The sequence below is a fragment of the Pseudomonas citrullilanati genome (genome assembly GCF_030580855.1).
GTDB classification, from domain to species: Bacteria; Pseudomonadota; Gammaproteobacteria; order Pseudomonadales; family Pseudomonadaceae; genus Aquipseudomonas; species Aquipseudomonas citrulli.
The window spans coordinates 1-26224 of the sequence record NZ_JAUQOP010000014.1; the positions used below are offsets into that span (position 1 = coordinate 1).

At 61.1% G+C, this 26224-nt stretch carries 20 protein-coding genes and 4 tRNA genes; 14 read left to right on the forward strand and 10 right to left on the reverse strand.

All coding sequences use genetic code 11. The features are described from left to right. Both Q6A48_RS11735 and Q6A48_RS11740 read left to right on the forward strand, forming a co-directional pair. Positions 1 to 2421: RHS repeat domain-containing protein (locus Q6A48_RS11735; protein WP_369811690.1), on the forward strand; the 2421-nt coding region annotated here is incomplete at its 5' end. 12 nt (positions 2422 to 2433) lie between these two features. Next, a complete protein-coding gene (locus tag Q6A48_RS11740) occupies positions 2434 to 4083 on the forward strand; it encodes a fibronectin type III domain-containing protein (protein WP_304554282.1) in 1650 nt (549 codons plus the stop codon). A 280-nt stretch (positions 4084 to 4363) separates the two neighbouring features. On the opposite strand, the gene Q6A48_RS11745 is transcribed toward Q6A48_RS11740, so the two are convergent. Next, a complete protein-coding gene (locus Q6A48_RS11745) occupies positions 4364 to 4639 on the reverse strand; it encodes a LuxR family transcriptional regulator (protein ID WP_304554283.1) in 276 nt (91 codons plus the stop codon). Between the two features lie 371 nt (positions 4640 to 5010). Between Q6A48_RS11745 and Q6A48_RS11750 the strand changes: the two genes are divergently transcribed. The 3 genes from Q6A48_RS11750 to Q6A48_RS11760 all read left to right on the forward strand — a co-directional run bounded on the left by Q6A48_RS11750 (position 5011) and on the right by Q6A48_RS11760 (position 7409). Continuing rightward, positions 5011 to 5415, forward strand: coding sequence for a MarR family winged helix-turn-helix transcriptional regulator (locus Q6A48_RS11750; protein WP_047736511.1), 405 nt, complete (start codon positions 5011 to 5013; stop codon positions 5413 to 5415). Positions 5416 to 5467: 52 nt separating this feature from the next. Next, positions 5468 to 6676 (forward strand): MFS transporter, encoded by a 1209-nt coding sequence (locus tag Q6A48_RS11755; RefSeq protein WP_304554284.1) that lies wholly within the window; start codon positions 5468 to 5470, stop codon positions 6674 to 6676. 181 nt (positions 6677 to 6857) lie between these two features. Further along, entirely contained in the window at positions 6858 to 7409 is a 552-nt protein-coding gene (locus Q6A48_RS11760) for a glutathione peroxidase (protein WP_304554285.1), read from the forward strand. 91 nt (positions 7410 to 7500) lie between these two features. Here Q6A48_RS11760 and Q6A48_RS11765 read toward each other — a convergent pair whose 3' ends face one another. From Q6A48_RS11765 to Q6A48_RS11775, 3 genes are all read right to left on the reverse strand, one after another. Beyond that, positions 7501 to 8781: an OmpP1/FadL family transporter gene (locus Q6A48_RS11765; RefSeq protein WP_304554286.1), complete on the reverse strand. Its 1281-nt coding sequence runs from the start codon at positions 8779 to 8781 to the stop codon at positions 7501 to 7503. A gap of 144 nt (positions 8782 to 8925) precedes the next feature. Next, positions 8926 to 9408, reverse strand: coding sequence for a hypothetical protein (locus Q6A48_RS11770; protein WP_304554287.1), 483 nt, complete (start codon positions 9406 to 9408; stop codon positions 8926 to 8928). 276 nt (positions 9409 to 9684) lie between these two features. Further along, positions 9685 to 9909: a hypothetical protein gene (locus Q6A48_RS11775; protein ID WP_016773719.1), complete on the reverse strand. Its 225-nt coding sequence runs from the start codon at positions 9907 to 9909 to the stop codon at positions 9685 to 9687. A gap of 954 nt (positions 9910 to 10863) precedes the next feature. Here Q6A48_RS11775 and Q6A48_RS11780 point away from each other — a divergent pair. Both Q6A48_RS11780 and Q6A48_RS11785 read left to right on the forward strand, forming a co-directional pair. Further along, positions 10864 to 11187 carry an SEL1-like repeat protein gene (locus tag Q6A48_RS11780; RefSeq protein ID WP_304554288.1) on the forward strand — a complete coding sequence of 108 codons (324 nt, stop codon included), beginning with the start codon at positions 10864 to 10866 and terminating at the stop codon, positions 11185 to 11187. A gap of 189 nt (positions 11188 to 11376) precedes the next feature. Beyond that, positions 11377 to 12762, forward strand: coding sequence for a DNA recombination protein RmuC (locus Q6A48_RS11785; RefSeq protein ID WP_304554371.1), 1386 nt, complete (start codon positions 11377 to 11379; stop codon positions 12760 to 12762). Positions 12763 to 12967: 205 nt separating this feature from the next. Here Q6A48_RS11785 and Q6A48_RS11790 read toward each other — a convergent pair whose 3' ends face one another. Next, positions 12968 to 16438: a hybrid sensor histidine kinase/response regulator gene (locus tag Q6A48_RS11790; protein ID WP_304554289.1), complete on the reverse strand. Its 3471-nt coding sequence runs from the start codon at positions 16436 to 16438 to the stop codon at positions 12968 to 12970. A gap of 251 nt (positions 16439 to 16689) precedes the next feature. Further along, positions 16690 to 17229, reverse strand: a complete 540-nt coding sequence (locus Q6A48_RS11795) for a TetR/AcrR family transcriptional regulator (protein ID WP_304554290.1) — start codon at positions 17227 to 17229, stop codon at positions 16690 to 16692. A 101-nt stretch (positions 17230 to 17330) separates the two neighbouring features. Here Q6A48_RS11795 and Q6A48_RS11800 point away from each other — a divergent pair, with 101 nt between their 5' ends. From Q6A48_RS11800 to Q6A48_RS11810, 3 genes are all read left to right on the forward strand, one after another. Then, positions 17331 to 18521 (forward strand): MFS transporter, encoded by a 1191-nt coding sequence (locus Q6A48_RS11800; protein WP_304554291.1) that lies wholly within the window; start codon positions 17331 to 17333, stop codon positions 18519 to 18521. Between the two features lie 101 nt (positions 18522 to 18622). Continuing rightward, positions 18623 to 19771 (forward strand): TDT family transporter, encoded by a 1149-nt coding sequence (locus Q6A48_RS11805; RefSeq protein WP_304554292.1) that lies wholly within the window; start codon positions 18623 to 18625, stop codon positions 19769 to 19771. Between the two features lie 101 nt (positions 19772 to 19872). Further along, positions 19873 to 21747, forward strand: a complete 1875-nt coding sequence (locus Q6A48_RS11810; RefSeq protein WP_304554293.1) for an MFS transporter — start codon at positions 19873 to 19875, stop codon at positions 21745 to 21747. A 106-nt stretch (positions 21748 to 21853) separates the two neighbouring features. On the opposite strand, the gene sugE is transcribed toward Q6A48_RS11810, so the two are convergent. From sugE to rdgC, 3 genes are all read right to left on the reverse strand, one after another. Continuing rightward, the gene (gene sugE, locus Q6A48_RS11815; protein WP_304554294.1) at positions 21854 to 22168 is read right to left on the reverse strand and encodes a quaternary ammonium compound efflux SMR transporter SugE; all 315 of its coding nucleotides are present in this window, start codon (positions 22166 to 22168) and stop codon (positions 21854 to 21856) included. Positions 22169 to 22286: 118 nt separating this feature from the next. Continuing rightward, positions 22287 to 23252, reverse strand: a complete 966-nt coding sequence (locus Q6A48_RS11820) for a bile acid:sodium symporter family protein (RefSeq protein WP_304554295.1) — start codon at positions 23250 to 23252, stop codon at positions 22287 to 22289. 142 nt (positions 23253 to 23394) lie between these two features. Beyond that, positions 23395 to 24315, reverse strand: a complete 921-nt coding sequence (gene rdgC, locus Q6A48_RS11825) for a recombination-associated protein RdgC (RefSeq protein WP_304554296.1) — start codon at positions 24313 to 24315, stop codon at positions 23395 to 23397. Positions 24316 to 24475: 160 nt separating this feature from the next. On the opposite strand from rdgC, the gene Q6A48_RS11830 reads away from it, so the two are divergent. The 4 genes from Q6A48_RS11830 (at position 24476) to Q6A48_RS11845 (ending at position 24992) form a co-directional block, all read left to right on the forward strand. Further along, positions 24476 to 24551: transfer RNA gene (locus Q6A48_RS11830), tRNA-Val, on the forward strand. Between the two features lie 19 nt (positions 24552 to 24570). Beyond that, a tRNA-Asp gene (locus Q6A48_RS11835) sits at positions 24571 to 24647 on the forward strand. Positions 24648 to 24823: 176 nt separating this feature from the next. Then, positions 24824 to 24899: transfer RNA gene (locus tag Q6A48_RS11840), tRNA-Val, on the forward strand. Positions 24900 to 24915: 16 nt separating this feature from the next. After that, positions 24916 to 24992 (forward strand) — tRNA-Asp (locus tag Q6A48_RS11845). A gap of 86 nt (positions 24993 to 25078) precedes the next feature. Here Q6A48_RS11845 and Q6A48_RS11850 read toward each other — a convergent pair. Beyond that, complete coding sequence (locus Q6A48_RS11850) at positions 25079 to 26215, reverse strand: catalase family protein (RefSeq protein WP_304554297.1); 1137 nt, start codon at positions 26213 to 26215, stop codon at positions 25079 to 25081. Between the last annotated feature and the right edge of the window lie 9 nt (positions 26216 to 26224).

A 26224-nucleotide genomic window follows, 5' to 3' on the forward strand; every position in this document is an offset into this window, starting at 1 on the left:
ACCCAATACCGCGCCGAAGTCGCCCGCAGCGCTTACAACGACCAGGGCAACCAGACCGAACAGGTCGAACCCAACGGCATCAGGACCGTCTACAGCTACTACTCCAAGGACGGTGAAGATGGCTGTCCGGCGGACCGTTTCGAACGCAACCTGAAAGACACCACGGTATTCCCCTCGCCCCAGGGCGAGCCGGGGGCACCGATACTGCGCACCCGCCTGCGCTATAGCGCGCACAAGCCGCTGAACGGCAGCGGGGTGGACGACTGGCTGGCGGTGGACAGCGAAACCCTGTTGCAGGTGGAGGGCGACAACGAAACCACCTTGCAGCAAACCTTGAACAGTTACCACGAACTGGTGGGGAACGCCTTGCTGCATGGCCGCCTGGCCAGCCAGCAGACCCTGCTCAACGGCACGACCAGTACGACCTCGTACGAGTACAAGCGGCTGACCAGCGTGCTGGCCGGTGAAACCGTGCTGGAAACCACCGAAACCTTTGTAGGCTACGATGATGCACCCGGGTCAGAGGTTCGAAAAACGATCGTCAGTGAAGACTCATTGCTTCACGGTAAGCCGCTGCTGACTCGCGACGACAATCAAGTGAAAATTCGTTATACGTATGACGCCCTGACTCGCGTCGTGACTGAAACCGTTGCGCCGGACGAACCGGAGTTCGAGGCGACGCGCCAATACTCGTACCTTCTGACTGCCCTGGATGGGCAGCAGGCCGAGCAATTGGTCATTGACGTCAAGGGCGTCAAGACCCGGACACGGGTCGATGGGCTTAACCGTCCGGTCTATGAAGAACGCCAGGACGCCGACAGCCCTGTCCGCGCTGAAGAATACCGGCAGACATACTCGGCGAGTTACGACGTGTTTGGAAACCTGACCGAGGAAACTGAATACGACTGGCGGGATGCGCAGCAAGTGGCGTTGACCTCTACCTACGAATATGACGGGTGGTCAGCGCAGCGCAGTGTCACCGGGCCCGACGGGGTCAAGGTCTACGAGGAAACGAATCCGATAGGCTCTGAGCTTTGGCAAGGCCCCATCCAGACCGCATGGCGGGCAGGGACCGACGCTGAAGCGAAGGTCAGCGGTAAAACGGTGACCTACTTGAATCTGCTGGAAAAGCCCGATCATATTGAGCGCTTCGAGACCGACGGCACGCTGATTAGCCGGCACCGCTATGGTTATGACGGGCTCGGGCGAACGGTCGAGGAAACCGATGCGCGCGATGCCATTACCCAATACACCTACGATGTCTTCGACCGTATGGTCACCACCGTTCTTCCTGGTGGCGCTACGGTTCGACGCAGTTATGCGTTGCACAGTTCGGAAGATCTGCCGACGCAAATAAGTGTCGATGGTATAGAACTGGGCCAACAAGTTTTCGATGGATTGGGACGCAAGGTCGAGTCGATCACTGGCGGACGCAAGCAAACGTTTACCTATGAGCCAGGGCAAACCCAACCGGCAACCCTGACCACCGCCAGCAACCAATTGATCAATTATGTGTATCAACCCCAGCTGGGCGAAGAACCCAGCCAGCGGCGCTTGCCGGGGGATGTCACAGCGGAATATGTGCGTGACCGTAAGAATGCTCGACTTGTCAGTTGCAAGGAAGGCGGGCTGGAACTCTCACGTGATTATTTTACGACCGGCGAACTGAAAAGCGAGACACGCGTGGAGGGGGAGGATACTTATGCGATGCACTACAAGCACAGTCGATTAGGGCTTTTATTGAACTATAGAAATGTACTGGATCAGATCCAGTCGTATACCTACGACAATGCTAATCGTCTGGAGCAGACCCGCCTGGGCAACACGCTTTCATCGGATTTTACGTTCGATAGCCTGGGGCAGCTCAGTTCGATCAGCACCCAAGACAGCACCAGCGGACAAAGCGTGATAGTCAACCTGCATTACGACGGGTTGGGGCGTGAAGTACAGCGAAACTTTAGCCTTGGTGGTGTCGAGCAGCAATTGGTTCAGGTGTATAACAGTGTCGATGCCTTGATCGAGCGAACCTTGTCCGAGGGAGGGACGATACTACGTAAGGAAACTTACGAATATGATCCACGTGGGCGCCTGGTACTTTATACCTGTGAAGGCAGTGAACCGCCGGTCGACCCTTACGGTAAAACCATTCTGAGTCAGCTGTTCCGATTCGATGCGTTGGACAACCTGATCCGAGTGAATACCACGTCCCCCGAGGGTACGAACGTTGCCGTTTATACGTATGACAACGCAATGGACCGGACGCAATTGCGCAAAGTGACCAATACGGGAGGCGTCCCTGGATACCCAGCCGAAATAGTGCTTGAGTACGATGCCGACGGCCATATGATTCAGGACGAAGAGGGACGTCTGTTGGACTACGACGCCTTGGGACGTTTGATCCAGGTTAGCTCTGCCGGGTGAGGTGCTTTCTTCATGAGCCGTTCCTTTACTCTCAGCGATCCTGTGGACGCTGCCGGGGCTGTACGCCTTTGTGCCCCAGGCGGTGTGAGGGACACGCAAACCTTGTCCAAGGTCATGCTGAGTTGGGATGAGCCCTATGCCGCGTGCCCTTTATGTCCCAATACCATTGGTTATGAAGTGGTCGTCGAGGGTTTTCCTGCGACAACCGTGACACGGCCGCCTTGCGAAATAACGGGTCTGGCAACGGACGTTCCTTACACTGTCCAAATCAAGGCAATCGCAGCAGGGAACATTGTTTCGCAACCCAGTGTTCACTTCTTGCGTATAAGGCCCGCTGTTCCCAGCTCGCCAGGAGCATTGGACGTAAGTGATCTATCATTTTGGTCGGCGAGGCTGAAGTGGGAACCATCGATAAGCAATGTCGGAAACCCTCTCTATAGAATTTATCTCAATGATTTTCTGGTAGGCCAGGTCGACCAGCCCGCTTTCAATCTTGAGCACTTGCGAAGCGGCGTTAACTATCGTGTGAAGATTGTTGCTTTTAATTCAGTCGGTTCGTCCGAACCAGCCTGTGTGGCGTTCAAGACATTATTAAGAGCACCATCCAATTTGAAATTGAAACACCATGCGGGTAGGTGCCGGCTTTCGTGGGATCCCATGTTTGGTGTATGGCCGACTCATGAGGTTGCAGTAAATGGCAGGTGCTTTACGGCGGACTCTCTGGGTTTTAATTTCAACTTGGCCGAGCTGTCCCCAGGAGAGGCTCCGCACTCATTCGAATTTGCGGTCTACGCCAAACTTGATGAGCAAGTATCGGAAACCACGAGGTTTGAAACGGTACTGTTTGATGTTGAACCCCCTTCCCGGCCTGGGCAGCCTGTCGCGACTGACATCACCGACCATTCGGTGGATCTGGCCTGGCCACCGTCAAGCGACAACGTGGGTGTGACGGGTTACAGGGTGTTCGTCAACGGTATTCCTTATCTTTACCTTAGCCAGGGTGCTCATCAGAAGATCGTCGGGTTAACCAGCGGAGCCTATTATTGGGTTTACGTCCGCGCGCGGGACGCCGATGGAAACCTCTCGCCTGCTGGCCCGGTGACGGTGTTCAAAACGACGGGGGAGGCGCCTGTGCCTCCACCCCAGGCGCCAACGGATGTAAGTATTACGCCCCAGTCCTCTACAACTGCTGAACTCCGATGGACCCTGGGAGAGGGAGAGATGGTGTCGGGCGTGAGAATTAACATCAATGGTGAGTACAAAGATATAGCCTTGGTCACCACCTATACATTAAAAGATTTGATTCCTGATATGGAGTACGCCATAAGGCTGCAAACGTTCAACTATTATGGGCAATTGTCCGAATCGCTCGATTTGATCTACATCCCCAAGGATACTGAGCCACCCAGTGTGCCAAGGAATTTGAGAGAAATTGCTTCGACATCCGATTCGGTGACACTGGCTTGGGAGGAGTCAACGGACGATATCGGTATGCACGGCTATGTCATCTATAATAACTGCGAGTATTTCGATGCCACCCCACTGACCCATTACACCGTTGTCGACTTGATTCCAGGTGCGTATGTATTTGATGTTTGTGCTTTGGATATTTCCGGTAACGTGTCCGAGCCAGCCTCCCTGGTGGTTGAAGTCAGGACCTGACTGTTTGGAAATGCACCTGCTCCTGTTCATTCGCGGTGCGCAGGAGACTAGCCACGTATCAATGCCGCCAAGGCAGATCTCGATACCCATCAGCACAACGGGAAAATCATCGGCCAGTAGGAGGCGCATGGAGATTCCGAGGAAGGCCTGTGCGACACTCGCCTATCGTCACAGGTGCTGAGGCCGAAAATGTCGCGGTGTTGGAGCGTGTGGTCGGTTTCATTGCTGCGCTGCAGGGTCCAAGCACATCACGACCGCTGCACAGAAGCCATCGGTGCGCTCAGATCAACCCCCGTTCACGCGCAATCTTCCCCGCGAGATGACGCGAGCTGACACCGAACTTCCGGCGAATGTTGTTGAAGTGATAATTGACGTTAGCCTCGCTGCAGTCGACGATGACGGCAATCTCCCAGGAAGATTTGCCGGCCTCGCTCCACTGCAGGAACTCCTTCTCCCGCTTGGTGAGTCGGATCGCTTGAGAGGTAGGGTTTTCCGTGGAGTGGTAATGGTCCTGGTATGGCGCCGAACGTCCGGAAATCGCGGTGCTGTGGTACATAACTGAAACTCCCATTCATCATCAGTATTGATGGCGTGGGGGGCGGGCAGAATCTTCCTACGTCTTGATGGCATGGTTCGCGCGACCCGTCTTCAGACCTGTGGGGGCTGAAGGCACGGTTTCGTTTATAGCTTGATTCAAAATCCCTGAAACCTGTCAGACATTACAGGTGGTGGACTCTAGGGAGGATTGGTTGAAAATGCCGCCAACCAATGCGCCTGATTTTGTGGGAATTTTTCCCGGTGGGTCGACGTTTCCGTTTGTCATGATTGACCAGAAATCCACACTGAAGCGAGGTTGGAGGCACGCGACACAAGTAAAAGTCGCCATTTAAATTTGCTTTCCCTCAATCCCGGGTATATACACGCACCATGCTGCCTTCCCAATGTCTCTGCATCAACCTGCGTCGCGCCGCCCGTGGCGTCAGCAGGTATTACGACGGCGCCCTCGATGGCTTCGGGATCAACGTTGCCCAGTATTCTTTGCTGAGCAACCTGGCGCGCCTGGATCAACCGAGCATTTCTTCCCTGGCCGAGGCCATGGGCCTGGACCGCAGCACCCTGGGGCGCAACTTGCGGGTGCTGGAGGGCGAGGGGTTGGTGGCGTTGGCCGAGGGGGAGGATTTGCGCAATCGCATTGTCGTGCTGACCGACGCCGGGCATGCCCGGTTGGCGGCGGCTTTGCCGGCCTGGGAGGCGGCGCAACAACGGTTGATCGATAAGCTGGGCGCCGAAAAGCGCACGGCCTTGCTGGCCTTGCTGGACGAGTTGGCGTGAAGCTGCCTCGTTCGAATACAAGCGGGTATATACCCGCGAGCGGAGAACAAGAATGACATCGATGTGGCGTACCTGTGGTTGGGTCCTGGTGGGCAGCGCGCTGATCCTGGCGTTGTCCCTGGGCGTGCGGCATGGCTTCGGCCTGTTCCTGGCGCCCATGAGTGCCGAGTTCGGCTGGGGCCGCGGGGTGTTCGCCTTTGCCATCGCCTTGCAGAACCTGATCTGGGGCATGGCGCAGCCGTTCACCGGGGCATTGGCCGACCGTTTTGGCGCGGCGAAAGTGGTGCTGGCCGGTGGGGTACTGTATGCCCTCGGCCTGGTGTTCATGGGGCTGTCGGATTCGGCCTGGTCGCTGTCGTTGAGCGCCGGGCTGCTGATTGGCATCGGTCTGTCCGGCACGTCGTTCTCGGTGATCCTGGGCGTGGTGGGCCGGGCCGTGCCGCCCGAGAAGCGCAGCCTGGGCATGGGCATCGCCAGTGCCGCCGGTTCCTTCGGCCAGTTCGCCATGTTGCCGGGCACGCTGGGGCTGATCGGTTGGCTGGGCTGGTCGGCGGCCCTGTTGGTGCTGGGCCTGCTGGTAGCGCTGATCGTGCCGTTGGTAAGCATGCTCAAGGACACGCCGCTGCCGGTGTCCGGCCATGAGCAGACCTTGTCCGAGGCGCTGCGCGAGGCATGCAGCCATTCGGGGTTCTGGTTGCTGGCCCTCGGGTTCTTCGTGTGTGGTTTCCAGGTGGTGTTCATCGGCGTGCATTTGCCGGCCTACCTGGTGGACCAGCACTTGGCCGCCAGCGTCGGCACGACGGTGCTGGCCCTGGTCGGGCTGTTCAACATCTTCGGCACCTACACCGCCGGTTGGCTGGGCGGGCGCATGTCCAAGCCGCGCTTGCTGACCGGTTTGTACCTGATACGGGCCGTGGTCATCGGCTTGTTCCTGTGGCTGCCGGTGACCACCACCACGGCCTATCTGTTCGGCATGGCCATGGGGTTGCTGTGGCTGTCCACGGTGCCCTTGACCAACGGCACCGTCGCCACCCTGTTCGGCGTCCGAAATCTCTCGATGCTGGGTGGGATCGTGTTCCTGTTCCACCAATTGGGTTCGTTCCTGGGCGGCTGGCTGGGCGGGGTGGTGTACGACCGCACCGGCAGCTACGACTTGATCTGGCAGGTGTCGATTCTCCTCAGCCTGCTGGCGGCGGCGTTGAACTGGCCGGTGCGTGAGCGTCCGGTGGCGCGCCTGCAAGCCCAGGCCGGTGCGGCATGAGTCGCGTCCTCCCGTGGCTGGTGGCGCTCGGCGCCTGTGTGCTGCTGGCCTTCGCCTGGTGGGGCTGGCACCGCGGCGGCCTGGCGCTGATGCAATTGGGCATGGGCAGCTGTTGAAGGATGGACGGCGTCGGACTCGGCGAGTAACGTCGTAGGCTGAATGCCCATAAGGAAATGCCGACATGTTGATGCGCTGGCTTGCTGTCCCGACTCTTCTATTGGCTGTGGCCGGTCCCGTCTGGGCCGCTGATTGCCCACCGTTGCTGGAGGGCTCGTTGCCCAAATTGCGGGCCAAGGAAACCATCGACCTGTGCCAACGCTTTGCAGGCAAGCCGCTGGTGGTGGTCAACACCGCCAGCTTCTGCGGTTTCGCGCCCCAGTTCAAAGGCCTCGAAGCGCTTAATCAACGCTACAAGGACCAAGGGTTGCACGTGCTGGGCGTGCCCTCCAATGACTTCAAGCAGGAGTCGAAGGACGGCGCCGAAACGGCCAAGGTCTGCTACGTCAATTACGGGGTGACCTTCACCATGACCGAGCCGCAACCGGTGCGTGGCGCCGATGCCATCCCGTTGTTCAAGCACCTGGCCGAGCAGTCCGGTGCGCCGAAGTGGAATTTCTACAAGTACGTCGTGGATCGCCAGGGCAAGGTGGTCGGCAGTTTCTCCAGTCGGATCAAGCCTGACGATCCCGATTTCATCAAGGCTGTGGAGACGGCCATCGCTTCCAAGCCCTGATCGCCCGCCATGAAAAAGCCCCGCCTCCTTTGCAGAGGGCGGGGCTTTTTTTCGCTTCGAATGACGAAGGGTTCAGCTTCGCCGTGAAACGTCAGAAGCGGTAGGTAGCACCGACGCCAAAGCCGTTGGCGCTGTTCTTGTATTCAGCGCTGTAGGATTGGCCCAGGGCGTTGGTTTGATTGATGCTGACCTTTTCTTCCTTGAGGTAGGAATACGCCACGTCGATGGTCAGGTCGTCAGTCGGGCTCCAACCGGCACCCAGGCTGAAGATGGTCCGGTCGCCGGTTGGGATGCGTGGCGAGCGGTCTTCGTTGTTGGTAGGCGACTGGTCGAAGGACAGGCCGGTACGCAGTACCCACTGTTTGTTCAACTGGTAGGACGTACCGATGGCGTAGGCCCAGGTGTCATGCCAGTTCTGCTCTTCGGTGATGCTGCCCAGGAACGCGGGGGCCAATGCACCGCCGGCGGCCGTCACGCCGTCGTTGTTCACGGTGATTTCTTTCAGGCGGCTCCAGCGGGTCCAGGTGCTGCCGGCATAGACTTTCCAGGCATCGTTGATTTCCTGGGTAACCGAGAAATCCACCGACTCAGGCGTGGTGATATCCAGCGAGGCGTCGTAGCGACCATTGTTGAGCAGGAAGGCGGGTGTGCCGGCGCCCGGGTTCACTTCGGTGTGGCCTTCGAGCTTGTACTTGACCTTGGAGTGGTAGGTCAGGCCGACGCGGGTGGTGTCGGTCGCCTGGACCAGCACGCCGATGTTGTAGCCGTAGCCAATATCGTCGCCCTTGATCTTCACATCGCCGTCGTTCGGCGACAGCGGCGTGGTCAGTGTCGACTCCAGCGAACCGGAAATACGGTTGACGGTCGGGCCGAAACCGATCGAGACCTTGTCATTGAAGGCATAGCTGACGGTTGGCTGGAAGGTGACGACCTTCACTTCGCTCTTGCTGCCGAAGTTGCCGCCCTGGAAACCGTTTTCGTAATCGGTGATCAGGCCGAACGGTGCGTACACACCGAGGCCGAAGGCCCATTGGTCATCGATAGGCTTGACGTAGAAACCCATCGGGACGCCAGTGAGCGGGACCATGTCGCCTTTGTTGGTGCCTGCGTGGGTGCCGCTGGCATCGTCGATATCGGTGGAGGCATCGATGGCCGCGAAGCCACCCGTGACCTGTTGGCGCTTGAGGCGCGACATGCCGGCAGGGTTGCCGAATACGGTGCTTGCATCATCGGCAGCGGAAGAACGACCTGCGAAACCAGTGCCCATGCCACTGATGCTTTGTTCGTTCAAGGCAAAGCCACTGGCGAAAAGTTGAGTGGATGCCAAGGTAACGGCAAGGCCAAGGGTGGTTTTGAGCATCATTTTTTTCATTGTTAGAACTCCTGGTGGTCACCGGGGCGAAAATTACCAACATTTTCACCCAAGCGCTATAGCCTGTATGGCCTGATTTAGAGCGGTTTTGTAGGACAATCCGACCAGATTCACGTCCGTTGTAGGAAGATTCCAATTTCCCCATCAGCAAGCGACCTGATTCAAGGGTGAAATGCAGCTTTGCCAGGCGCAGGTAAAGTCTCGCAGGCGCCCTTGGGGATGGAAGGTCTGGCGCCAGATGCGGGCCATGCCCAGTAGATCGTTGGCGTCAGGCAAGGTGGTGTTCTGTTCTTCCACCAGCAGCCAGGCGATGGCGGTGGCGTAGCGCAGGTTGACGGTCAATTCCAGGTGCGGCCCGCTGAGGAAGGCGTGCTGGCTGGCCAGGCCACGGACCAGGCTGGCGCGCTCCGGGTCCAGGGCCAGGTAGTGGTCCCACAGGGCTTGGTGGCGCGGTTCGGTGATGCGATACAGGCCGTGCCCGCGGCGGTCGTGCAGTGCGGAGCCGAGCCCCGACTGGCTGGCGGCAATGCCCAGCAGCAGGGATTCCGCCGTTGCGCTGTGACGTTCCAGGTAAAGGAGCGTCGGGCGGATCACATATCGACACAGTTCGCTGGCAGCGATACCCATAAGACCCTCGAAGCGTGAAAAGGGCGGAGCCTGAAGGGTGTGGGCTTGGCAGCGGTGGATCGGTTCAGGCTCCGCCGGAAGCGGTTCATGCCGCTTGACTTGAAGTGTAGTGTCATATTTGCGCTGTAAAGGACTGTTTTTAAAACATCTTCAACGAACGGTTATAACCGTTATATCCCTTGGTGCTTACGCCGTTTCGCTTTGTCGGTAAATGCCAGGCAATAAAAAGCCCCGCTTTCTGGGCGGGGCCTTTGGGGTTTCAGCCTTTGCGGCGAGTCAGGCAACCAGTGCCTGGCGGGTACGCTCGATCACGGCCTGCAGCGGCTCTGCGCTGGAGTACTGATCGGGATACAGGCGTTCGCTGTGTCGGGCGATGCCGTGTTCGTTGACCACGGTGAAGCTGAAGCAGCCTTTGCGAGCGGCCATGATCAGGCAGTTCATTGGGGCAAAAGCGTTGGTTAGGGTGCGGATGGCATCCTGGGTCTGGATTTGAGTAGACATATTATGGGTGTTCCTACAAATGACACGGTTAAGAACCGTGCAACGTTAAAACGTTCCAGTAACGTCGACCACCATTGGTCGAACGAAGAACCCGACTGGAACAAAGCAGCCAGTTCGAGCGCTATATGAAAGGCGCGCTTGGGCTGGCAGGTAGGTACTTAGGAGGGCAGGCAACACATCAGGGGCAAAGGTTCTGGGCCCGGGGTGAAGATCCTGATCAATTTGCAGGTTGGTTCGGTCAGAGTAGAGAAGCCTGGCAATACCCTTTGCATTCGATCAAAGGCTGTATGGGCGCAAGCGTTACCTGGAAACCATCGAGGGGGCCGGTCTCTTTTTTTCGGTAAGGCGTCCTGTTGAGGATGGCTGACCGCAGAGAAGTGTTCGACCCGGAATTGACTTTCAGCTTGGTACTAACGCCGCGGATAGTAACGGATCGAATGACTGAAGGGAAGGGCGCTGGTTAAAAAATATTCAACCAGGCCATCGGGATGACGGAACAGAAGGCTCGCATAGCACAAGATTCGGGCGTTCGCTGATGGCTCCGGGCCACGTCCCAGGGCACGATCGCCCGGGTTATCCCCAGGGTTTACCGCTGGATGAAACAAAAAAGCAGGCGGTTATAACCGCTTCCGGTGTTACTTGTGCACACTCGCCGTACCAGTTGTCACCGGACTGTCATGTCGAAACAAACCCCGGTCGTTGCCTGTATCGAAAATTTAAGTCAATGAAAAACATCGCTTTTTTTTACTGGTGAAAAAATCGTCAGTTTGAGCGCAGGCCCCGTTCCACAGGGCTTTCGGCGAGTTCAAGGGGGGTTGTCCACTGAGTTATCCACAGCTTCTGTGGATTGTCCCTAGCGCTTGCTCTAGCACGGGCGTGCTGGATTTTTTCGACTTTACCCGTGGGAAAAAAGGAGTAGAGTGGCGCGCCTTCCGATCTGTCCCGCAGTGCTTTATGAAGTTTCGCTCCGTATCAAATCCTGTTACCGCCACGCCCTCCAGTGTTACCCCTACCAAGCGCATGTCGATGCGGGTCGCCGAATGGCTGCTCGACAACCCGCGCCTGGGGGAAAAGCCCAGCGTCAAGCACCTGGCGGGCCGCTTGCTCAAGCAACCGGCCCGCGAAGGCGTGGTCGCGGCGCAAAGCCGTCTCGGGCAGTTGATGTGCCGCGAATGCGGGAACGCCCGGGATCGGCGCATTGGCCACGACCTGCTGCGCCAGGCCGCCCGGGCCGGCGATCACCGGGCTCGCCAGGCCCTCGGTGAAATAGGCGACTGAATTCGAAGACCGGGCTGGGCAACGCCCCGGCAGCTTGGTTAACCTTCGGGCTTTATCTTTGCAGCGGGAATTGTCATGGCGATGGATTTGACCAGCCTGTTGTTAGGCCTGGCAGGCGCTGCGGTGCCGTTGCTGGGCCTCGCCTGGCACCTGCAACGACAGGCGAGCGCCGCGCAGGCCGAACAGGCCTTGCTGGAAGAACGCCTGGCCACCGCGCACATGGCCCACGATGGCCTCAACGCCCAGCTCGATGCGTGCCGCGACGAGATCAGCGACCTCAGCCAGGCCAACTCCGCCAAGCAGGCCGAGCTGGCGGCGGTGTCCCGCGAAGTGGAGTTGTTGCAGATCGAACGGGACAACGCCCGGGACGCGGCCCACGCCTGGAACCTGGAACGCGCCAACAAGGAAGCGGAGTTGCGCCGCCTCGATGCCCAGGCCGCGTCGCTGCAGGCCGAGCTGCGTGAGCAACAGGAAAGCCACCAGCACCGCCTGGATGACCTGCAGGGTTCGCGAGACGCGCTGCGGGCGCAGTTCGCCGAGCTCGCCGGGAAAATCTTCGACGAGCGTGAGCAGCGCTTCGCCGAGACCAGCCAACAACGCCTGGGCCAATTGCTCGATCCCTTGAAGGAGCGCATCCAATCCTTCGAGAAACGCGTCGAGGAGAGCTATCAGGCCGAGGCGCGGGAGCGTTTCTCGCTGGGCAAGGAACTGGAGCGGTTGCAACAGTTGAACCTGCGCCTGAGCGACGAGGCCACCAACCTCACCCGCGCGCTGAAAGGGCAGAAAACCCAAGGCAACTGGGGCGAGCTGATTCTGGAGCGCGTGCTCGAACACGCCGGCCTGGAGAAGGGCCGCGAGTACCAGACCCAGGTCAGCCTCAAGGGCCCGGACGGCGAACGCTTCCAGCCTGACGTGCTGATCTACCTGCCCGGCGACAAGCAAGTGGTGGTCGATTCCAAGGTCAGCCTCACGGCTTATCAACAGTATGTGGCCGCCGAAGATGGCGCCATCGGCCAGCTCGCCCTCAAGCAGCATGTGGGGTCGCTGCGGGCCCACGTCAAAGGCCTGGCCGGCAAGGACTACAAGCGCCTGGACGGTTTGCACAGCCTGGATTTCGTGTTGTTGTTCGTGCCGATCGAGGCGGCGTTTTCCGCCGCCCTGCAAGCCGAGCCGAACCTGTTCCAGGAAGCCTTCGACCGCAACATCGTGATCGTCAGCCCGACCACCTTGCTGGCGACACTGCGGGTCATCGACAGCCTGTGGAAACAGGAGCGCCAGAGCCAGAACGCCCGGGAAATCGCCGAGCGGGCCGGGTGGCTGTACGACAAGTTCGTGCTGTTCATCCAGGACCTGGATGAGATCGGCGCTCGCCTGCAGCAGTTGGACAAGGCCTACGGTGCGGCGCGCAACAAGTTGACCGAAGGACGCGGCAACCTCGTCAGCCGCAGCGAGCAGCTCAAGCTGCTCGGTGCCCGCGCCAGCAAGAGCCTGCCCGGCGAATTGCTGGAGCGAGCGATGGCGGATGCCGATGGGTTGCCGCAGTTGCCGGAGGAAACCGAACCCTCCCAAGGTTGAAGCAGGCCCAAGGCTCAAGGCAGAACCCGGGGCGGGTATAAAAAAACTGTGGCGAGGGGATTTATCCCGCTCGGCTGCGCAGCAGTCGCCTATCGGTTGGTACGGTTCGTCTGCTAAACCTCGGCGCCTGGTCATGGGGTTGCTGCGCAACCCAGCGGGGATTAATCCCCTCGCCACAGGTTCGATGTCCGACAGCTGATCTTCGCTACAGCGGCAAATGCCGGCTCAACAGCGCCCTCAACGCCGCCGGCTTCACCGGTTTGGCCAGGTAATCCAGGCCTGCCGCGTGTACTTGCGCCACGGTTTCCGGCCGGCCATCGGCACTGATCACCACCCCGGCCACCGGCTCGCCCAGGCGGGTGCGCAACCAGGCCATCAGCGCGGTGCCGGTCTCGCCGTCGTCCAGATGGAAATCCACCAGGGCCAACTGCGGCCGCCCACCTTGGGCCAGCCAACGCTCGCATTCGGCGCGATTGCGGGCGGTCCAGACCTGGCAACCCCAGCGCGTCAGCAGGCTCTGCATGCCGATCAGGATGCTGTCTTCGTTGTCGACGCACAGCACCATCGCGCCGCTTGGCAAATGACCGTTGGGTTCGGCTACCGCGCCAGGGGCGACGGCCTGGGTGTGGGCCAAGGGCACGCTGACGCTGAACACGCTGCCTTGCCCCGGCCAGGAGCGCACGCGCAGGGTATGACCGAGCACGCGGCACAGCCCGTCGGCGATCGCCAGGCCCAGCCCCAGGCCTTTTTCGGCGCGGGTCTGGTGGCTGTCCAGGCGTTTGAATTCTTCGAAGATGACCTGCTGTTTGTCCTCGGCGATCCCCGGCCCACGGTCCCAGACTTCCAGGCACAACTGGCCATTGCGCCGCCGGGCGCCCAGCAGCACCGGGCCCTTGGCGTAGCGAAAGGCATTGGTGAGGAAGTTCTGCAGGATGCGCCGCAGCAGCTTGATGTCGCTGTCGACCCGCAGGCGCGAGCCGCGGACCCGGAACTTCAGGCCTTGCTCCTGGGCCAGGACGGTGAACTCCGCGCCGAGGGTGTCGAAGAGGTCGTCGAGGGCGAACGGCTTGCGTTCGGGATTGATCTTGCCGTTTTCCAGGCGGGAAATGTCCAGCAGGTCGCTGATCAGGTCTTCGGCCGAACGCAGCGAACTGTCCAGGTGTTGCACCAGCTGCCGGGCCTCGCTCGGCAGGGCGTCGTGCTGGTGGGACAGCGCGGCGGAGAACAGGCGTGCGGCATTGAGCGGCTGCATCAGGTCATGGCTGACCGCCGCCAGGAAGCGGGTCTTCGATTGATTGGCCGTCTCAGCGGTGCTTTTCGCGGCGGTCAGCGCCAGGTTCAGTTGCGACAATTCCCGGGTGCGTTCGGCGACTCGCTGCTCCAGGCCTTCGTTGGCCTCGGTCAACGCCTGTTCGGCTTCGCGGAACGCGGTGATGTCGGTGAAACTCATGACGAAACCGCCGCCGGGCATCGGATTGCCGATCAGCTCGATGACCCGGCCGTTGGGGAACATCCGTTCGGACGTGTGGGCGCGGCCCTGGCGCATCCAGTGCAGGCGCCGGGCGACGTGCACCTCCGCTTCACCCGGTCCGCAGAGGCCACGTTCGGCGTTGTAGCGGATGATGTCGGCAATCGGCCGGCCGACGCTGATCAAGCCGTCCGGGTAGTTGAACAGCTCCAGGTAGCGACGGTTCCACGCCACCAACCGCAGCGACTGGTCGACCACGCTGATGCCCTGGGTGATGTTCTCGATGGCGCCTTGCAGCAGCGCACGGTTGAACTGCAGCACTTCCGAAGCTTCGTCGGCAATGCGCACGACGTCTTCGAGTTGCATCTCCCGGCCTTCGATCGCGGCCTTAACCACCGCCCGCGTCGACGAGGCGCCGAGGACACCGGCCAGCAAGCGTTCGGTATGGGCGATCCATTCATTGTCGGCGTTCTGGTTCGGGTTGAAGCCCTTGCCCTGGCGGTAGGCGAAGCGGATGAAACTCTGCCGCGCCCGTTCCTCGCCAACGAAGCGTGCGGCCAGTTGCAGCAGGTCTTCGATGCGTACCGCCAGCATCGACCGGGCATTGGGGCGGGCGCTGATTTCCTGGCCGATGAAGCGCCCGGCCTGCCAGTGCTCCGACACGCGGGTGCGCGACAGCACGGAGACCCAGGCGAACAAGGTGAAGTTGCCGGCCAGGGACAACACGACGCCTTGGGTCAGCGGGCTGATCGGCAGGTTCAACGGATTGCCGTGCAGCCACGCCAGGCCCGGGAAGCTGTCCAGGGACCAGCCAAGGCTGTGGGCGGCAATCGGCAACACCAAGGTGTAGAACCACAGGAAGATCCCGCTGGCGAGGCCGGCGAACACCCCGCGCCGGTTGGCCTGTTTCCAGTACAGCGCGCCTAGCATGGCGGGGGCCAGTTGGGTGACGGCGGCGAAGGCAATCTGGCCGATGGTCGCCAGGCTCGCGGTCGAGCCCAGCAACCGGTAGCTGACATAGGCCAGCAACAGGATCACCACGATGCTCACCCGCCGCACCGACAGCATCCACTGGCGGAACACCTCGAAAGGCCGCTCGGCGTTGTTGCGGCGCAATAGCCAGGGCAGCAGCATGTCGTTGGAAACCATGGTGGAGAGCGCCACGCTGGCGACAATCACCATGCCGGTGGCCGCCGAGGCGCCGCCGATGAACGCCAGCAACGCCAGCGCCGGGTGGGCCTGCGCCAAGGGCAGGCTGATGACGAACGAGTCCGGCAGCACCGAGCGCGGCAGCATCATTTGCCCGGCCAGGGCGATGGGCACCACGAACAGTGCGGCGAGGGCCAGGTAGGCGGGGAAGACCCACTTGGCCAGGCGCAGGTCCTGGGGCTCGATGTTTTCCACCACGGTCACGTGGAATTGCCTTGGCAGGCAGATGATCGCCATCATCGCCACCCCGGTCTGCACCACCATGGATGGCCAGTTGATGGTTTCCTTCCAGTACTGCTCCAGTCGCGGCGCGAGCATCGCCTGGTCGAACAGGTCGTCGAAGCCGTCGTAGAGGCCGTACGTCACAAACGCGCCGACCGCGAGGAAAGCGAACAGCTTGACCAAAGATTCGAAGGCAATCGCGAGCACCATGCCGCGGTGGTGCTCGGTGGCATCGAGGTTGCGCGTCCCGAACACGATGGTAAACAGCGCCAGGATCAGCGAGACGATCAGCGCGGTGTCCTGGGCGCGGGTGCCCATGGCGTCGGCACCGGCGCCGATCAGCAGGTTCACGCCGAGGACGATGCCCTTGAGTTGCAAGGCGATGTACGGCAGCACGCCCACCAGGCAGATCAGCGCCACCACCACCGCCAGGGATTGGGACTTGCCATAGCGGGCGGCGATGAAGTCGGCGATGGAGGTGATGTTCTCCTGCTTGCTGATCATCACCATTTTCTGCAGGACCCACGGCGCCAGCACCAGCAAGAGGATCGGCCCGAGGTAGATCGGCAGGAACGACCAGAGCTGTTCGGCGGCCTGGCCCACGGCGCCGAAGAACGTCCAGCTGGTGCAGTACACCGCCAGCGACAGGCTGTAGACCCAGGCACGCACCCGCGGCGGCAGCGGCGTGCTGCGCCGGTCGCCATAGAAGGCGATGGCGAACATGATGGCCATATAGGCCAGGGCGACAACGGCGATCAGCCCGCTGGACAACGACATGGAAACTCCCGACGAAAGACACCGGGACTGCGGCCCGGCAGGACAGTCTCGCATGCCCGCTCGGGTTCGTCAGTGTCGACCAAGGTCGAGGCGTGGCGGGGTGTCGCAGATGGGGAAAATGCTCAGATTATTCGGTGTTCTTTCGGGCCTCTTCGCGAGCAAGCCCGCTCCCACATTGGTTCTCCAGTGGACACAAAATTTATGTTCACCTCAGATCCAATGTGGGAGCGGGCTTGCTCGCGAATGCGGCCTTACTGATCCAGCGCCAGGTCCACCAACCGATACAACTCATCCACCGCCAGCGGTGCGCTGGCGAAAAGAATGCGGAACACCGTCGGCGCCACCACCAGGTTGATCCACCGTTCGACCCCCGGGTTGGGCTCGTCGGGGTAGCGGTCGAAGATCGTCTGCAGTTGCGCGCCGATGATGCCCACGCAATGTCCCGGCGTGGCGCAAGCCTGGACGTCGCGCATCATGTCGCGACCGGGTTCGGAGCTCATTTCGTCCAGGTATTGCTCGGCCCAGGCGCGCAGGTCCGTGCGCAAGCTGCCGGTGTTGGCCGGTTCGCTGTCGGGGCGCATGCGGGCGAGGGCGACGTCGGCCAGCAACGTCGGCAAATCGCCCCAGCGCCGGTAGATGGTGGACGGCGTTACCCCCGCGCGCGCGGCAATCTGCGGCACGGTCAGGGTGGCGCGGTCCTGCGTTTGCAGCAGGTCGCGCACCGCCGTATGAATCGACTCCTGGACCCGGGCGCTTCTTCCGCCGGGGCGTAAACCTTCTTTAATAGCCATGGGGCGGACCTTAACACAAAGAATTTGCTTTAAGCAGGGGGCGGGTGCAGACTTCGCAAAAGCAAAAAATTAGCTTTTATGAATCCTGATGGAGCGTGCCCATGTCCAGTCCAGCTTCGACCCGCGCCAGCCTGATCTTCCTGGCGCTCACTTTGCTCGGTTTCCTCGCCGCGTCCAGCGCGCCGACGCCGTTGTATCACCTCTACCAGGAACAGCTGCAGTTTTCCCCCGCAGTGCTGACGCTGATCTTCGGGGTCTACGCGTTCAGCCTGCTGGCGGCACTGCTGACCGTGGGATCGCTGTCGGATTACCTGGGGCGCAAGCCGGTGATCCTTGCGTCTGTGCTGCTCAATGCACTGGCGATGCTGCTGTTCATCAATGCCGAGAGCACTGGCTGGCTGATCGCGGCCCGGCTGATCCAGGGTTTCGCCACCGGCATGGCCACCAGCGTGCTGGGCGCCGCATTGCTGGACTTCGACCGTCGCCAAGGGCCGCTGATCACCAGCGTCGCGCCCTTGCTGGGCATGGCGTGCGGAGCGCTGGGCTGTGGCCTGCTCGCGGAGTTCGCACCACGGCCCCTGCAACTGACGTATTGGCTTTTGCTGGGGGTGTTCCTGGCCCAGGCGGTCTATCTCTGGCGCCTGGCGGAAAGCGTCAGCCCGCAACCGGGCGCCTGGCGTTCCCTGCGCCCGACCTTGCATGTGCCAATCCAAGCGCGTCGGGCCCTGTGGCTGACGTTGCCCTTGAACCTGTCGGCCTGGGCGGTGGGCGGTTTCTACCTGTCCCTGGCGCCGTCCCTGGTACGGGACGCGACCGGATCGACCTCCAACCTGATTGGCGGTGCACTGGTGGCCGTGCTGACACTCAGCGGCGCGTTGTCCATCTTCACGTTGCGCAACCAGGCGGCCGAGAAGATCCTGCGCCTGGCCGCCGGTTTGCTGATAATCGGCCTGGCCCTGGTATTGATCGCCGCACACAGCGCCAGCCTGCCGTTGTTCTTCCTCGGCACGCTGGTGACCGGCAGCGGGTTTGGCGCAGGCTTCCTCGGCGCGCTGCGCAGCATCATGCCGCTGGCCTTGCCCCACGAGCGCGCCGGCTTGATGTCGGCGTTCTATGTGCTCAGTTACCTGGCGTTCAGCCTGCCGTCGCTGCTGGCCGGGAACCTGGTGCGGGTGTTCGGCCTGATCCCGACCACCGACGGCTATGGCGCCGTACTGATTGTGCTGGCAATTACCGCACTGTGGGGTTTGCTGCGGCAACCCCACAGCGTGGCCATTAGAGCCGGTGGCTAGTCATTTGCAAAATCGATAACAGATAGAGAAATTACCCGTTATATAGATATTCGGCCTGGCTATAGCATGGCTTCACCTCAACCGAGGAGAGGAGTTCCGCCATGACATGCTGCGCCGCCAAGACTCGCTTTCGGCCACTGAGCCATTTGCCCAGGCCGCTGGAAGCCATCCGCCAGTTCACCCCCAACTGGTTCGCCGTCACCATGGGCACCGGCGTGCTGGCGCTGGCCCTGGCGCAGTGGCCCGGCCACGTGCCGGCGCTGCGTGTCGTGGGTGAAGGTTTGTGGGTGTTCAACGGGCTGTTGTTCATCCTCTTCACCGGGCTGTACGCCGCCCGTTGGCTGTTGTTCTTCGACGAGGCGCGGCGGATTTTCGGCCATTCGACGGTGTCGATGTTTTTCGGCACCATTCCCATGGGGCTGGCGACTGTCATCAATGGCTTGCTGGTGTTCGGGCTGCCGCGCTGGGGCGATGCCGTGGTGCCGTTGGCGCAGGCATTGTGGTGGGTCGACGTGGCCATGTCCGTGGCCTGCGGCGTGCTGATTCCGTTCCTGATGTTCACCCGCCAGGAGCACCGGATCGACCAGATGACCGCAGTCTGGTTGCTGCCGGTGGTGGCGGCCGAAGTCGCCGCCGCCAGCGGCGGATTGCTGGCGCCGCACCTGGCCGACGCCCACGGGCAATTGATCATGCTGGTCACCAGCTACGTGCTCTGGGCCTTCTCACTGCCGGTTGCGTTCAGCATCCTCACCATCCTGTTGTTGCGCATGGCCTTGCACAAGCTGCCTCACGGCAATATGGCGGCGTCGAGCTGGCTGGCCCTCGGCCCGATCGGCACGGGTGCCCTGGGCATGTTGCTGCTGGGCAATGATGCCCCACTGATTTTTGCCGCCAATGGCCTGCCCGGCGTGGGCGAGATCGCCGCCGGGCTGGGCCTGGTGGCCGGCATCACGCTGTGGGGCCTGGGGTTCTGGTGGATGCTGATGGCCTTGCTGATCACCGCGCGTTACCTGCGCGAGGGCATCCCGTTCAATCTCGGCTGGTGGGGCTTCACCTTCCCCTTGGGGGTGTATGCCCTGGCGACCCTGAAGCTGGCGGACCTGCTGGGGCTGGCGTTCTTCAGTGGCTTCGGCGGCGCGCTGGTGGCGTTGCTGGTGCTGATGTGGCTGATCGTCGCCCGGCGCACGCTGATGGGCGCCTGGCACGGCGAGCTGTTTGTGTCACCGTGCATTGCCGGATTGGCAAAATAATCGCCGCGCCTCTCCAAGCCGCCCATGGCCTGGGGTAATGTGTGGCCTGGATCGAAAAACGTCATTCCAATAAGCGTCCAGGCCACTCAGGAACACGGAAGATGAGTCACCCCTCGCAGTTCACCTTGCTACGCACACGGCGTTTCCTGCCGTTCTTCATCACCCAGTCGCTGGGTGCGTTCAATGACAACGTGTTCAAGCAGTCGCTGATCCTCGCGATCCTCTATCGGCTGACCATCGAGGGCGACCGTTCGATCTGGGTCAACCTGTGTGCGCTGCTGTTCATCCTGCCGTTCTTCCTGTTCTCGGCCCTGGCCGGGCAGTTCGGGGAGAAATTCGCCAAGGATGCGTTGATCCGCCTGATCAAGCTCGGCGAAATCGTCATCATGGCGGTGGGTGCGGTGGGGTTCCTGTTCGATCACCTGTCGCTGATGCTGCTGGCGCTGTTCGCCATGGGCACGCATTCGGCGCTGTTCGGCCCGGTGAAGTATTCGATCCTGCCCCAGGCCTTGCGCGAGGACGAATTGGTCGGCGGCAATGGCCTGGTGGAGATGGGCACGTTCCTGGCGATCCTCGCCGGCACCATCGGCGCCGGGATCATGATGTCCTCGGCGCATTACGCCCCCGTGGTGTCGACCGCGATCATCGGCATTGCCGTGCTCGGTTACCTGGCCAGCCGCAGCATCCCCCGCGCGGCGGCGGCCTCGCCGCAAATGCGCCTGAACTGGAACATCTTCAGCCAATCCTGGGCCACCCTGAAACTGGGCCTGGGACAAACCCCGGCGGTGTCCCGTTCGATTGTCGGCAATTCGTGGTTCTGGTTCGTCGGGGCGATTTACCTGACCCAGATCCCGGCCTACGCCAAGGAGTGGATGCACGGCGATGAAACCGTGGTGACCCTGATCCTGACGGTGTTTTCGGTGGGCATCGCGCTAGGCTCGATGCTCTGCGAGCGGCTCTCCGGGCGCAAGGTCGAGATCGGCCTGGTGCCGTTCGGGTCGTTCGGGCTGACGGTGTTCGGGCTGTTGCTGTGGTGGCATTCCGGAGGGATTCCCGACAGCGTCGAGGGCCATGGCTGGCTCGAAGTGCTCGGCTTCGGCCATGCCTGGCTGGTGCTGGTTGACATCCTCGGCCTCGGCATCTTCGGCGGCTTCTACATCGTGCCGCTGTACGCATTGATTCAGTCCCGCACCGCCGAAAACGAGCGGGCGCGGGTGATCGCCGCCAACAACATCCTCAACGCCTTGTTCATGGTGGTGTCGGCCATCGTTTCCATCGTATTGCTGAGCCTCGCCAAGCTGTCGATCCCGCAGCTGTTCCTGGTGGTGTCGCTGCTGAACATTGGCGTCAACGCCTACATCTTCAAGATCGTCCCCGAATTCAGCATGCGCTTCATGATCTGGCTATTGAGCCATTCCATGTACCGCGTGGAGCACCGCAACCTCGACGCGATTCCCGATGAGGGCGCGGCGCTGCTGGTCTGCAACCACGTGTCGTTCGTCGACGCCTTGCTGATTGGCGGTGCGGTACGTCGGCCGATTCGCTTTGTCATGTACTACAAGATCTACAACCTGCCGGTACTGAACTTCATCTTCCGCACGGCCGGGACGATTCCCATCGCCGGACGCCAGGAAGATATTCACATCTACGAAAAGGCCTTCAAGCGCATCGCCCAATACCTCGCGGACGGTGAATTGGTGTGCATCTTCCCTGAAGGAAAACTGACCGCCAATGGTGAGATCAACGAGTTCAAGAGCGGCCTGACCCGCATCCTCCAGGAAACTCCGGTGCCGGTGATTCCCCTGGCATTGCAGGGGCTGTGGGGCAGCTTCTTCAGTCGCGACCCGGCCAAGGGCCTGTTTCGCCGGCTGTGGTCGCGGGTGACGTTGGTGGCGGGTTCGGCAGTAGTCGTTGAAGAGGCGGAACCGGCGAAACTGCAGGCGTTGGTGGGACAATTGCGCGGGACTTTCCGCTAGAAAGAAAAAACTGTGAGAGCAAAGACCTGTGGGAGCAAGCCTTGCTCCCACAGGTTTTGCTCCTACAAGTCCCACTGCTCCTGAGGTCTTGCTCCTGCAGGAAGGATCAGGCGCTGACCTTGAGCCCGATCAATCCTGCAACGATCAACGCCACGCTGACCAACCGCACCAGCGCCATCGATTCACCAAACAGGATGATCCCGGCGATCACCGTGCCCACGGCACCGACCCCAGTCCAGATCGCATAGGCGGTACCCAGTGGCAATTCCTTCATGGCCAGGCCGAGCAGGCCGAGGCTGATCGCCATGGCGGCAATCGTCAACGCAGTGGGAAGCGGGCGGCTGAAGCCGTCGGTGTACTTCAGGCCAACGGCCCAGCCGACTTCGAACAGGCCAGCACAAAACAGAATGATCCAGGACATCGCAAACCTCCATCGATGATGGGGCCGTCCCCGGATTGAAAACTCGAACGAGTGGCGGGGTCGTCCCCGCGCTTGGCGATAGAGTGCCCAGCATCGGGCACTCGATCAAGCCTGTCGTTCAGTCGGCGGCCTGGCGGGCCAGCGATTCACGGTCCTGCTTCTCGCTCATGCGCCGGAAATAGGTGGAGAGCAACGCCCCGGAGATGTTGTGCCAGACACTGAACAGCGCACTGGGCACCGCCGCCAGCGGTGAGAAATGCGCACTCGCCAGGGCCGCGCCCAGCCCGGAGTTCTGCATGCCCACTTCCAGCGCCAGGGATTTACGCTGGGCCAATGGCAGCTTGAACAGGTGGCCGGTGAAGTAGCCCAGCAGGAAGCCGAAGCTGTTGTGCAACATCACCACCGCCATGATCAGCAGGCCCGACTCGGCGATTTTCGCCTGGCTGGCGGCGACCACCGCGGTGACGATGATGACGATGCTCACCACGGACACCAGCGGCAACACCTCCACCGCGTGACGCACCTTGTTGCCCAGCAACCGTTGCGCCACCACGCCCAGGACGATCGGCAGCAGCACCACCTGCAGGATCGACCAGAACAGCTCCATGAACGACACCGGCAGCCAGGCCGAAGCCAGCAGCCAGATCAAGGCGGGGGTCAGCAGCGGCGCGAGCAGGGTGGTGACGGCGGCGATGGCGACCGACAGGGCCAGGTCGCCGCGGGCGAGCCAGGTCATCACGTTGGAAGAAGTGCCACTCGGGCAGCACCCCACCAGGATCACGCCGACGGCGATTTCCGGCGGCAGGTGGAACACCTGGCAGAGCAACCAGGCCACGCCGGGCATGATCACGAAATGCGCCACCACCCCCAGGGCCACGCGCCAGGGGTGGCGGGCGACTTCGGCGAAGTCTTCGAGCTTGAGGGTCAGGCCCATGCCGAACATCACCAACCCCAGCAGCGGCACGATGGCGCCTTTCAGGCCGATGAACCAGGCCGGCAGCAAGAATGCCACCACGGCGAAAACCAGTACCCAGTAAGCGAAGGTATTGCCGACAAAGCGGCTCAATGCAGCGAGTGCGCGCATGACCTGATCCTTTATTGTTAAGAACACCGAATACTGATGTGGGAGCGAGCCTGCTCGCGATGGCGGAGGATCAGTCAACATTTCTGTGGCTGTCACACCGCTATCGCGAGCAGGCTCGCTCCCACAAGGGTAACCCGTTACCTTAGATCCCCTGCGGAATCTCTTCCCCGCCCAACGCCTCGACCAACGCCGGCAGGAACTCGCCGAACGTCAACATCATCAGCGTGAAGCTGGCGTCCAGTTGGCCCAGGGCTTCGTCGCCGCCGTCCTGCTCGGCCTGGTCTTGCAACAGGTCTTCGAACTTCAGGCGCTTGACCACCATCTTGTCGTCGAGCACGAAGGACAGCTTGTCCTGCCAGGCCAGCGACAGCTGCGTGACCACCTTGCCGGTGTTCAGGTGCAACTGGATTTCGTCGCTGGTCAGGTCCTGGCGCTTGCAGCGCACGATCCCGCCGTCTTCGTGGGTATCGCGCAGTTCGCATTCATCCAGCACGAAGAAGTCGTCGGCGGCTTTCTGGGTCTTGACCCAGTCGGTCATGATGGCGGTCGGCGCCACTTTTACCGTCAGTGGGCGCACGGGCAGGGTGCCGATGACTTCACGCAGGGTCGACAGCAGGTCTTCGGCGCGCTTCGGGCTGGCGGAGTTCACCAGGATCAGCCCTTGCTTGGGCGCGATGGCGGCGAAGGTGGACGAGCGACGAATGAATGCACGCGGCAGGAACGCCTGGATGATTTCGTCCTTGAGCTGGTCACGCTCCTTCTTGTAGACCTTGCGCATCTGCTCGGCCTCGATTTCCTCGACCTTTTCCTTCAGGGCATCGCGAACGACGCTGCCCGGCAGGATGCGTTCTTCCTTGCGAGCGGCAATCAGCAGGAAATCCTGGCTGACATGCACCAGCGGTGCGTCTTCGCCTTTGCCAAACGGCGCGACGAAACCGTACGTGGTCAACTCCTGGCTTGCACATGGACGCGCCAGTTTGCTGGCCAGTGCAGTTTCCAACGCCTCGGCATCAACAGGCAGATCTTGGGTCAGGCGATAGATAAGCAGGTTCTTGAACCACATGGGGTGAGTCTCTCCTTTATACAAAGGGGGGCATTATTCTCTGCGCGGCGCCATAGGCCAACCCTTCGCTAAGCCTTTGGAAGGCCTGAAAAAATTAATTTAAAAAGTGCTTGCCAGCTTGGGGAGTGCTCCGTAGAATGCGCGCCACACCGAAAGCGAAGGGTGATTAGCTCAGCCGGGAGAGCGTCTGCCTTACAAGCAGAATGTCGGCGGTTCGATCCCGTCATCACCCACCATTCGTTTCAAGTGTTACGCGCAGCGGTAGTTCAGTCGGTTAGAATACCGGCCTGTCACGCCGGGGGTCGCGGGTTCGAGTCCCGTCCGCTGCGCCATATTCGGTTACCTGGAACACTGAACGCCAGGTCACCACAAAAAGCCCGCTAACGCGGGCTTTTTGCTGTCTGTTGTATACGCGAGGCGCGTTCTTCATTTTTTTTTGCTGAATTCTGCAATTAAATCAGCACGTTACAAAAAACTGTGAGAGAATGCGCCCCGCATCGAAAGTGCAGGGTGATTAGCTCAGCCGGGAGAGCGTCTGCCTTACAAGCAGAATGTCGGCGGTTCGATCCCGTCATCACCCACCAACTTTCAATGTTACGCGCAGCGGTAGTTCAGTCGGTTAGAATACCGGCCTGTCACGCCGGGGGTCGCGGGTTCGAGTCCCGTCCGCTGCGCCATCTTCGGTCACCTGGAGCACTGAACGCCAGATCACCAACAAAAAGCCCGCTCATCGAGCGGGCTTTTTGTTGCCTGGCGTTTGGCACTACTGCTCGGCGTTGCGGCTGTGCCGGTAATCGCTGACGGCTTCATACACCGCTTTGCGCAAACGGTTGATCCCACCAATAGGCCGATGCGCCTCGAGGCCGAACCACGGGTTGAAGGACTGGTTATCGCACGCCAGGTTCAGCCTGGGGGTGTCGAAGTCCTGGGCCGGTACCTTGATGTGGGCCACGGTCTCGAACGGTGCGTCACTTTCCTGCCATTCGATACTGGTGTCTTCGATCGGCATGTACTTGCTCGGATCCTGACGCTGGATCTGCAAGACAAAACACGCCGGCACGCGGTCTGTGGATAACTGCTGACTCAATGCGCTGCGCAAAAAGTTCGGCAGGTCCTGATTCTGGGGCGGCAAGGTGTAGCTTGGGCAACTGTCCGGGTCCGGTGCGACGCGAAACTTCGCATTGGCCGCACCGAACTTGTAGGGCGATACGGAAAAGTAGGTGGTCTGGGTCGGGCTGGCCGGTGGCGGGGAGAGGGTCGCCAGGGCGATGAACAGATGGCGAACCTGCCAACTGCGCGGGTCCAGGCTTGGAAAGAACGCCATGACCTTTTTTCCATCGGCCTGGGCGGCCACATTCTGACGGTACTCGGCGACATCGCTGACGAAGAAGTTCGGATGGTTGAACATCACGAAATCCTGTTCGCCGTGCGCCTGCCGGTCATCCAACAGTTGCTTGCCTGGCACGTCCAGCAGCTTGATTGCCATCCCGCGCGCATCCCGCAGGCTGTCGAACTGAGGGTAGGCATTGCCATTGGACAGGCGCAGCGTCGCCTGCCAGACCTTGCCTGGCTCGGCGAATACCCCTTGGCGCAACGCGGCGGGCAGGTCGCTCGGCACCTGCACCTCGGCCATGACGCAACCGTGGGCCTTGGCATGGGCGTCGCGCAGGTAGCGCGTGCCCTCGCGGTGTTGATCGACGATGCGAATCGCCGTCTGGATGATGTCCTGGGTCATGGCGGCTTCGCCGGGCGGTACCTGCTCCTGGTCCGACACCGGGCCGCTGTGGTGCCAGGCATACCAGGCCGTCGCCAGCGCCCAGCCCAGTAGCCCGATGCCCAACAGCCACAGGAGCGTCTTGCCGAACAAGGCGCCGAGGCGCAGCCAGAGCGTGGTCAACATGGAGAAATC

Bases quoted from the DNA above. Each gene is read 5' to 3' on its own strand.
- Q6A48_RS11740 (WP_304554282.1), top strand. From the start codon at position 2,434: ATGAGCCGTTCCTTTACTCTCAGCGATCCTGTGGACGCTGCCGGGGCT.
- Q6A48_RS11745 (WP_304554283.1), bottom strand. From the start codon at position 4,639: ATGTACCACAGCACCGCGATTTCCGGACGTTCGGCGCCATACCAGGAC.
- Q6A48_RS11750 (WP_047736511.1), top strand. From the start codon at position 5,011: ATGCTGCCTTCCCAATGTCTCTGCATCAACCTGCGTCGCGCCGCCCGT.
- Q6A48_RS11755 (WP_304554284.1), top strand. From the start codon at position 5,468: ATGACATCGATGTGGCGTACCTGTGGTTGGGTCCTGGTGGGCAGCGCG.
- Q6A48_RS11760 (WP_304554285.1), top strand. From the start codon at position 6,858: ATGTTGATGCGCTGGCTTGCTGTCCCGACTCTTCTATTGGCTGTGGCC.
- Q6A48_RS11765 (WP_304554286.1), bottom strand. From the start codon at position 8,781: ATGAAAAAAATGATGCTCAAAACCACCCTTGGCCTTGCCGTTACCTTG.
- Q6A48_RS11770 (WP_304554287.1), bottom strand. From the start codon at position 9,408: ATGGGTATCGCTGCCAGCGAACTGTGTCGATATGTGATCCGCCCGACG.
- Q6A48_RS11775 (WP_016773719.1), bottom strand. From the start codon at position 9,909: ATGTCTACTCAAATCCAGACCCAGGATGCCATCCGCACCCTAACCAAC.
- Q6A48_RS11780 (WP_304554288.1), top strand. From the start codon at position 10,864: ATGAAGTTTCGCTCCGTATCAAATCCTGTTACCGCCACGCCCTCCAGT.
- Q6A48_RS11790 (WP_304554289.1), bottom strand. From the start codon at position 16,438: ATGTCGTTGTCCAGCGGGCTGATCGCCGTTGTCGCCCTGGCCTATATG.
- Q6A48_RS11795 (WP_304554290.1), bottom strand. From the start codon at position 17,229: ATGGCTATTAAAGAAGGTTTACGCCCCGGCGGAAGAAGCGCCCGGGTC.
- Q6A48_RS11800 (WP_304554291.1), top strand. From the start codon at position 17,331: ATGTCCAGTCCAGCTTCGACCCGCGCCAGCCTGATCTTCCTGGCGCTC.
- Q6A48_RS11805 (WP_304554292.1), top strand. From the start codon at position 18,623: ATGACATGCTGCGCCGCCAAGACTCGCTTTCGGCCACTGAGCCATTTG.
- Q6A48_RS11810 (WP_304554293.1), top strand. From the start codon at position 19,873: ATGAGTCACCCCTCGCAGTTCACCTTGCTACGCACACGGCGTTTCCTG.
- sugE (WP_304554294.1), bottom strand. From the start codon at position 22,168: ATGTCCTGGATCATTCTGTTTTGTGCTGGCCTGTTCGAAGTCGGCTGG.
- Q6A48_RS11820 (WP_304554295.1), bottom strand. From the start codon at position 23,252: ATGCGCGCACTCGCTGCATTGAGCCGCTTTGTCGGCAATACCTTCGCT.
- rdgC (WP_304554296.1), bottom strand. From the start codon at position 24,315: ATGTGGTTCAAGAACCTGCTTATCTATCGCCTGACCCAAGATCTGCCT.
- Q6A48_RS11850 (WP_304554297.1), bottom strand. From the start codon at position 26,215: ATGTTGACCACGCTCTGGCTGCGCCTCGGCGCCTTGTTCGGCAAGACG.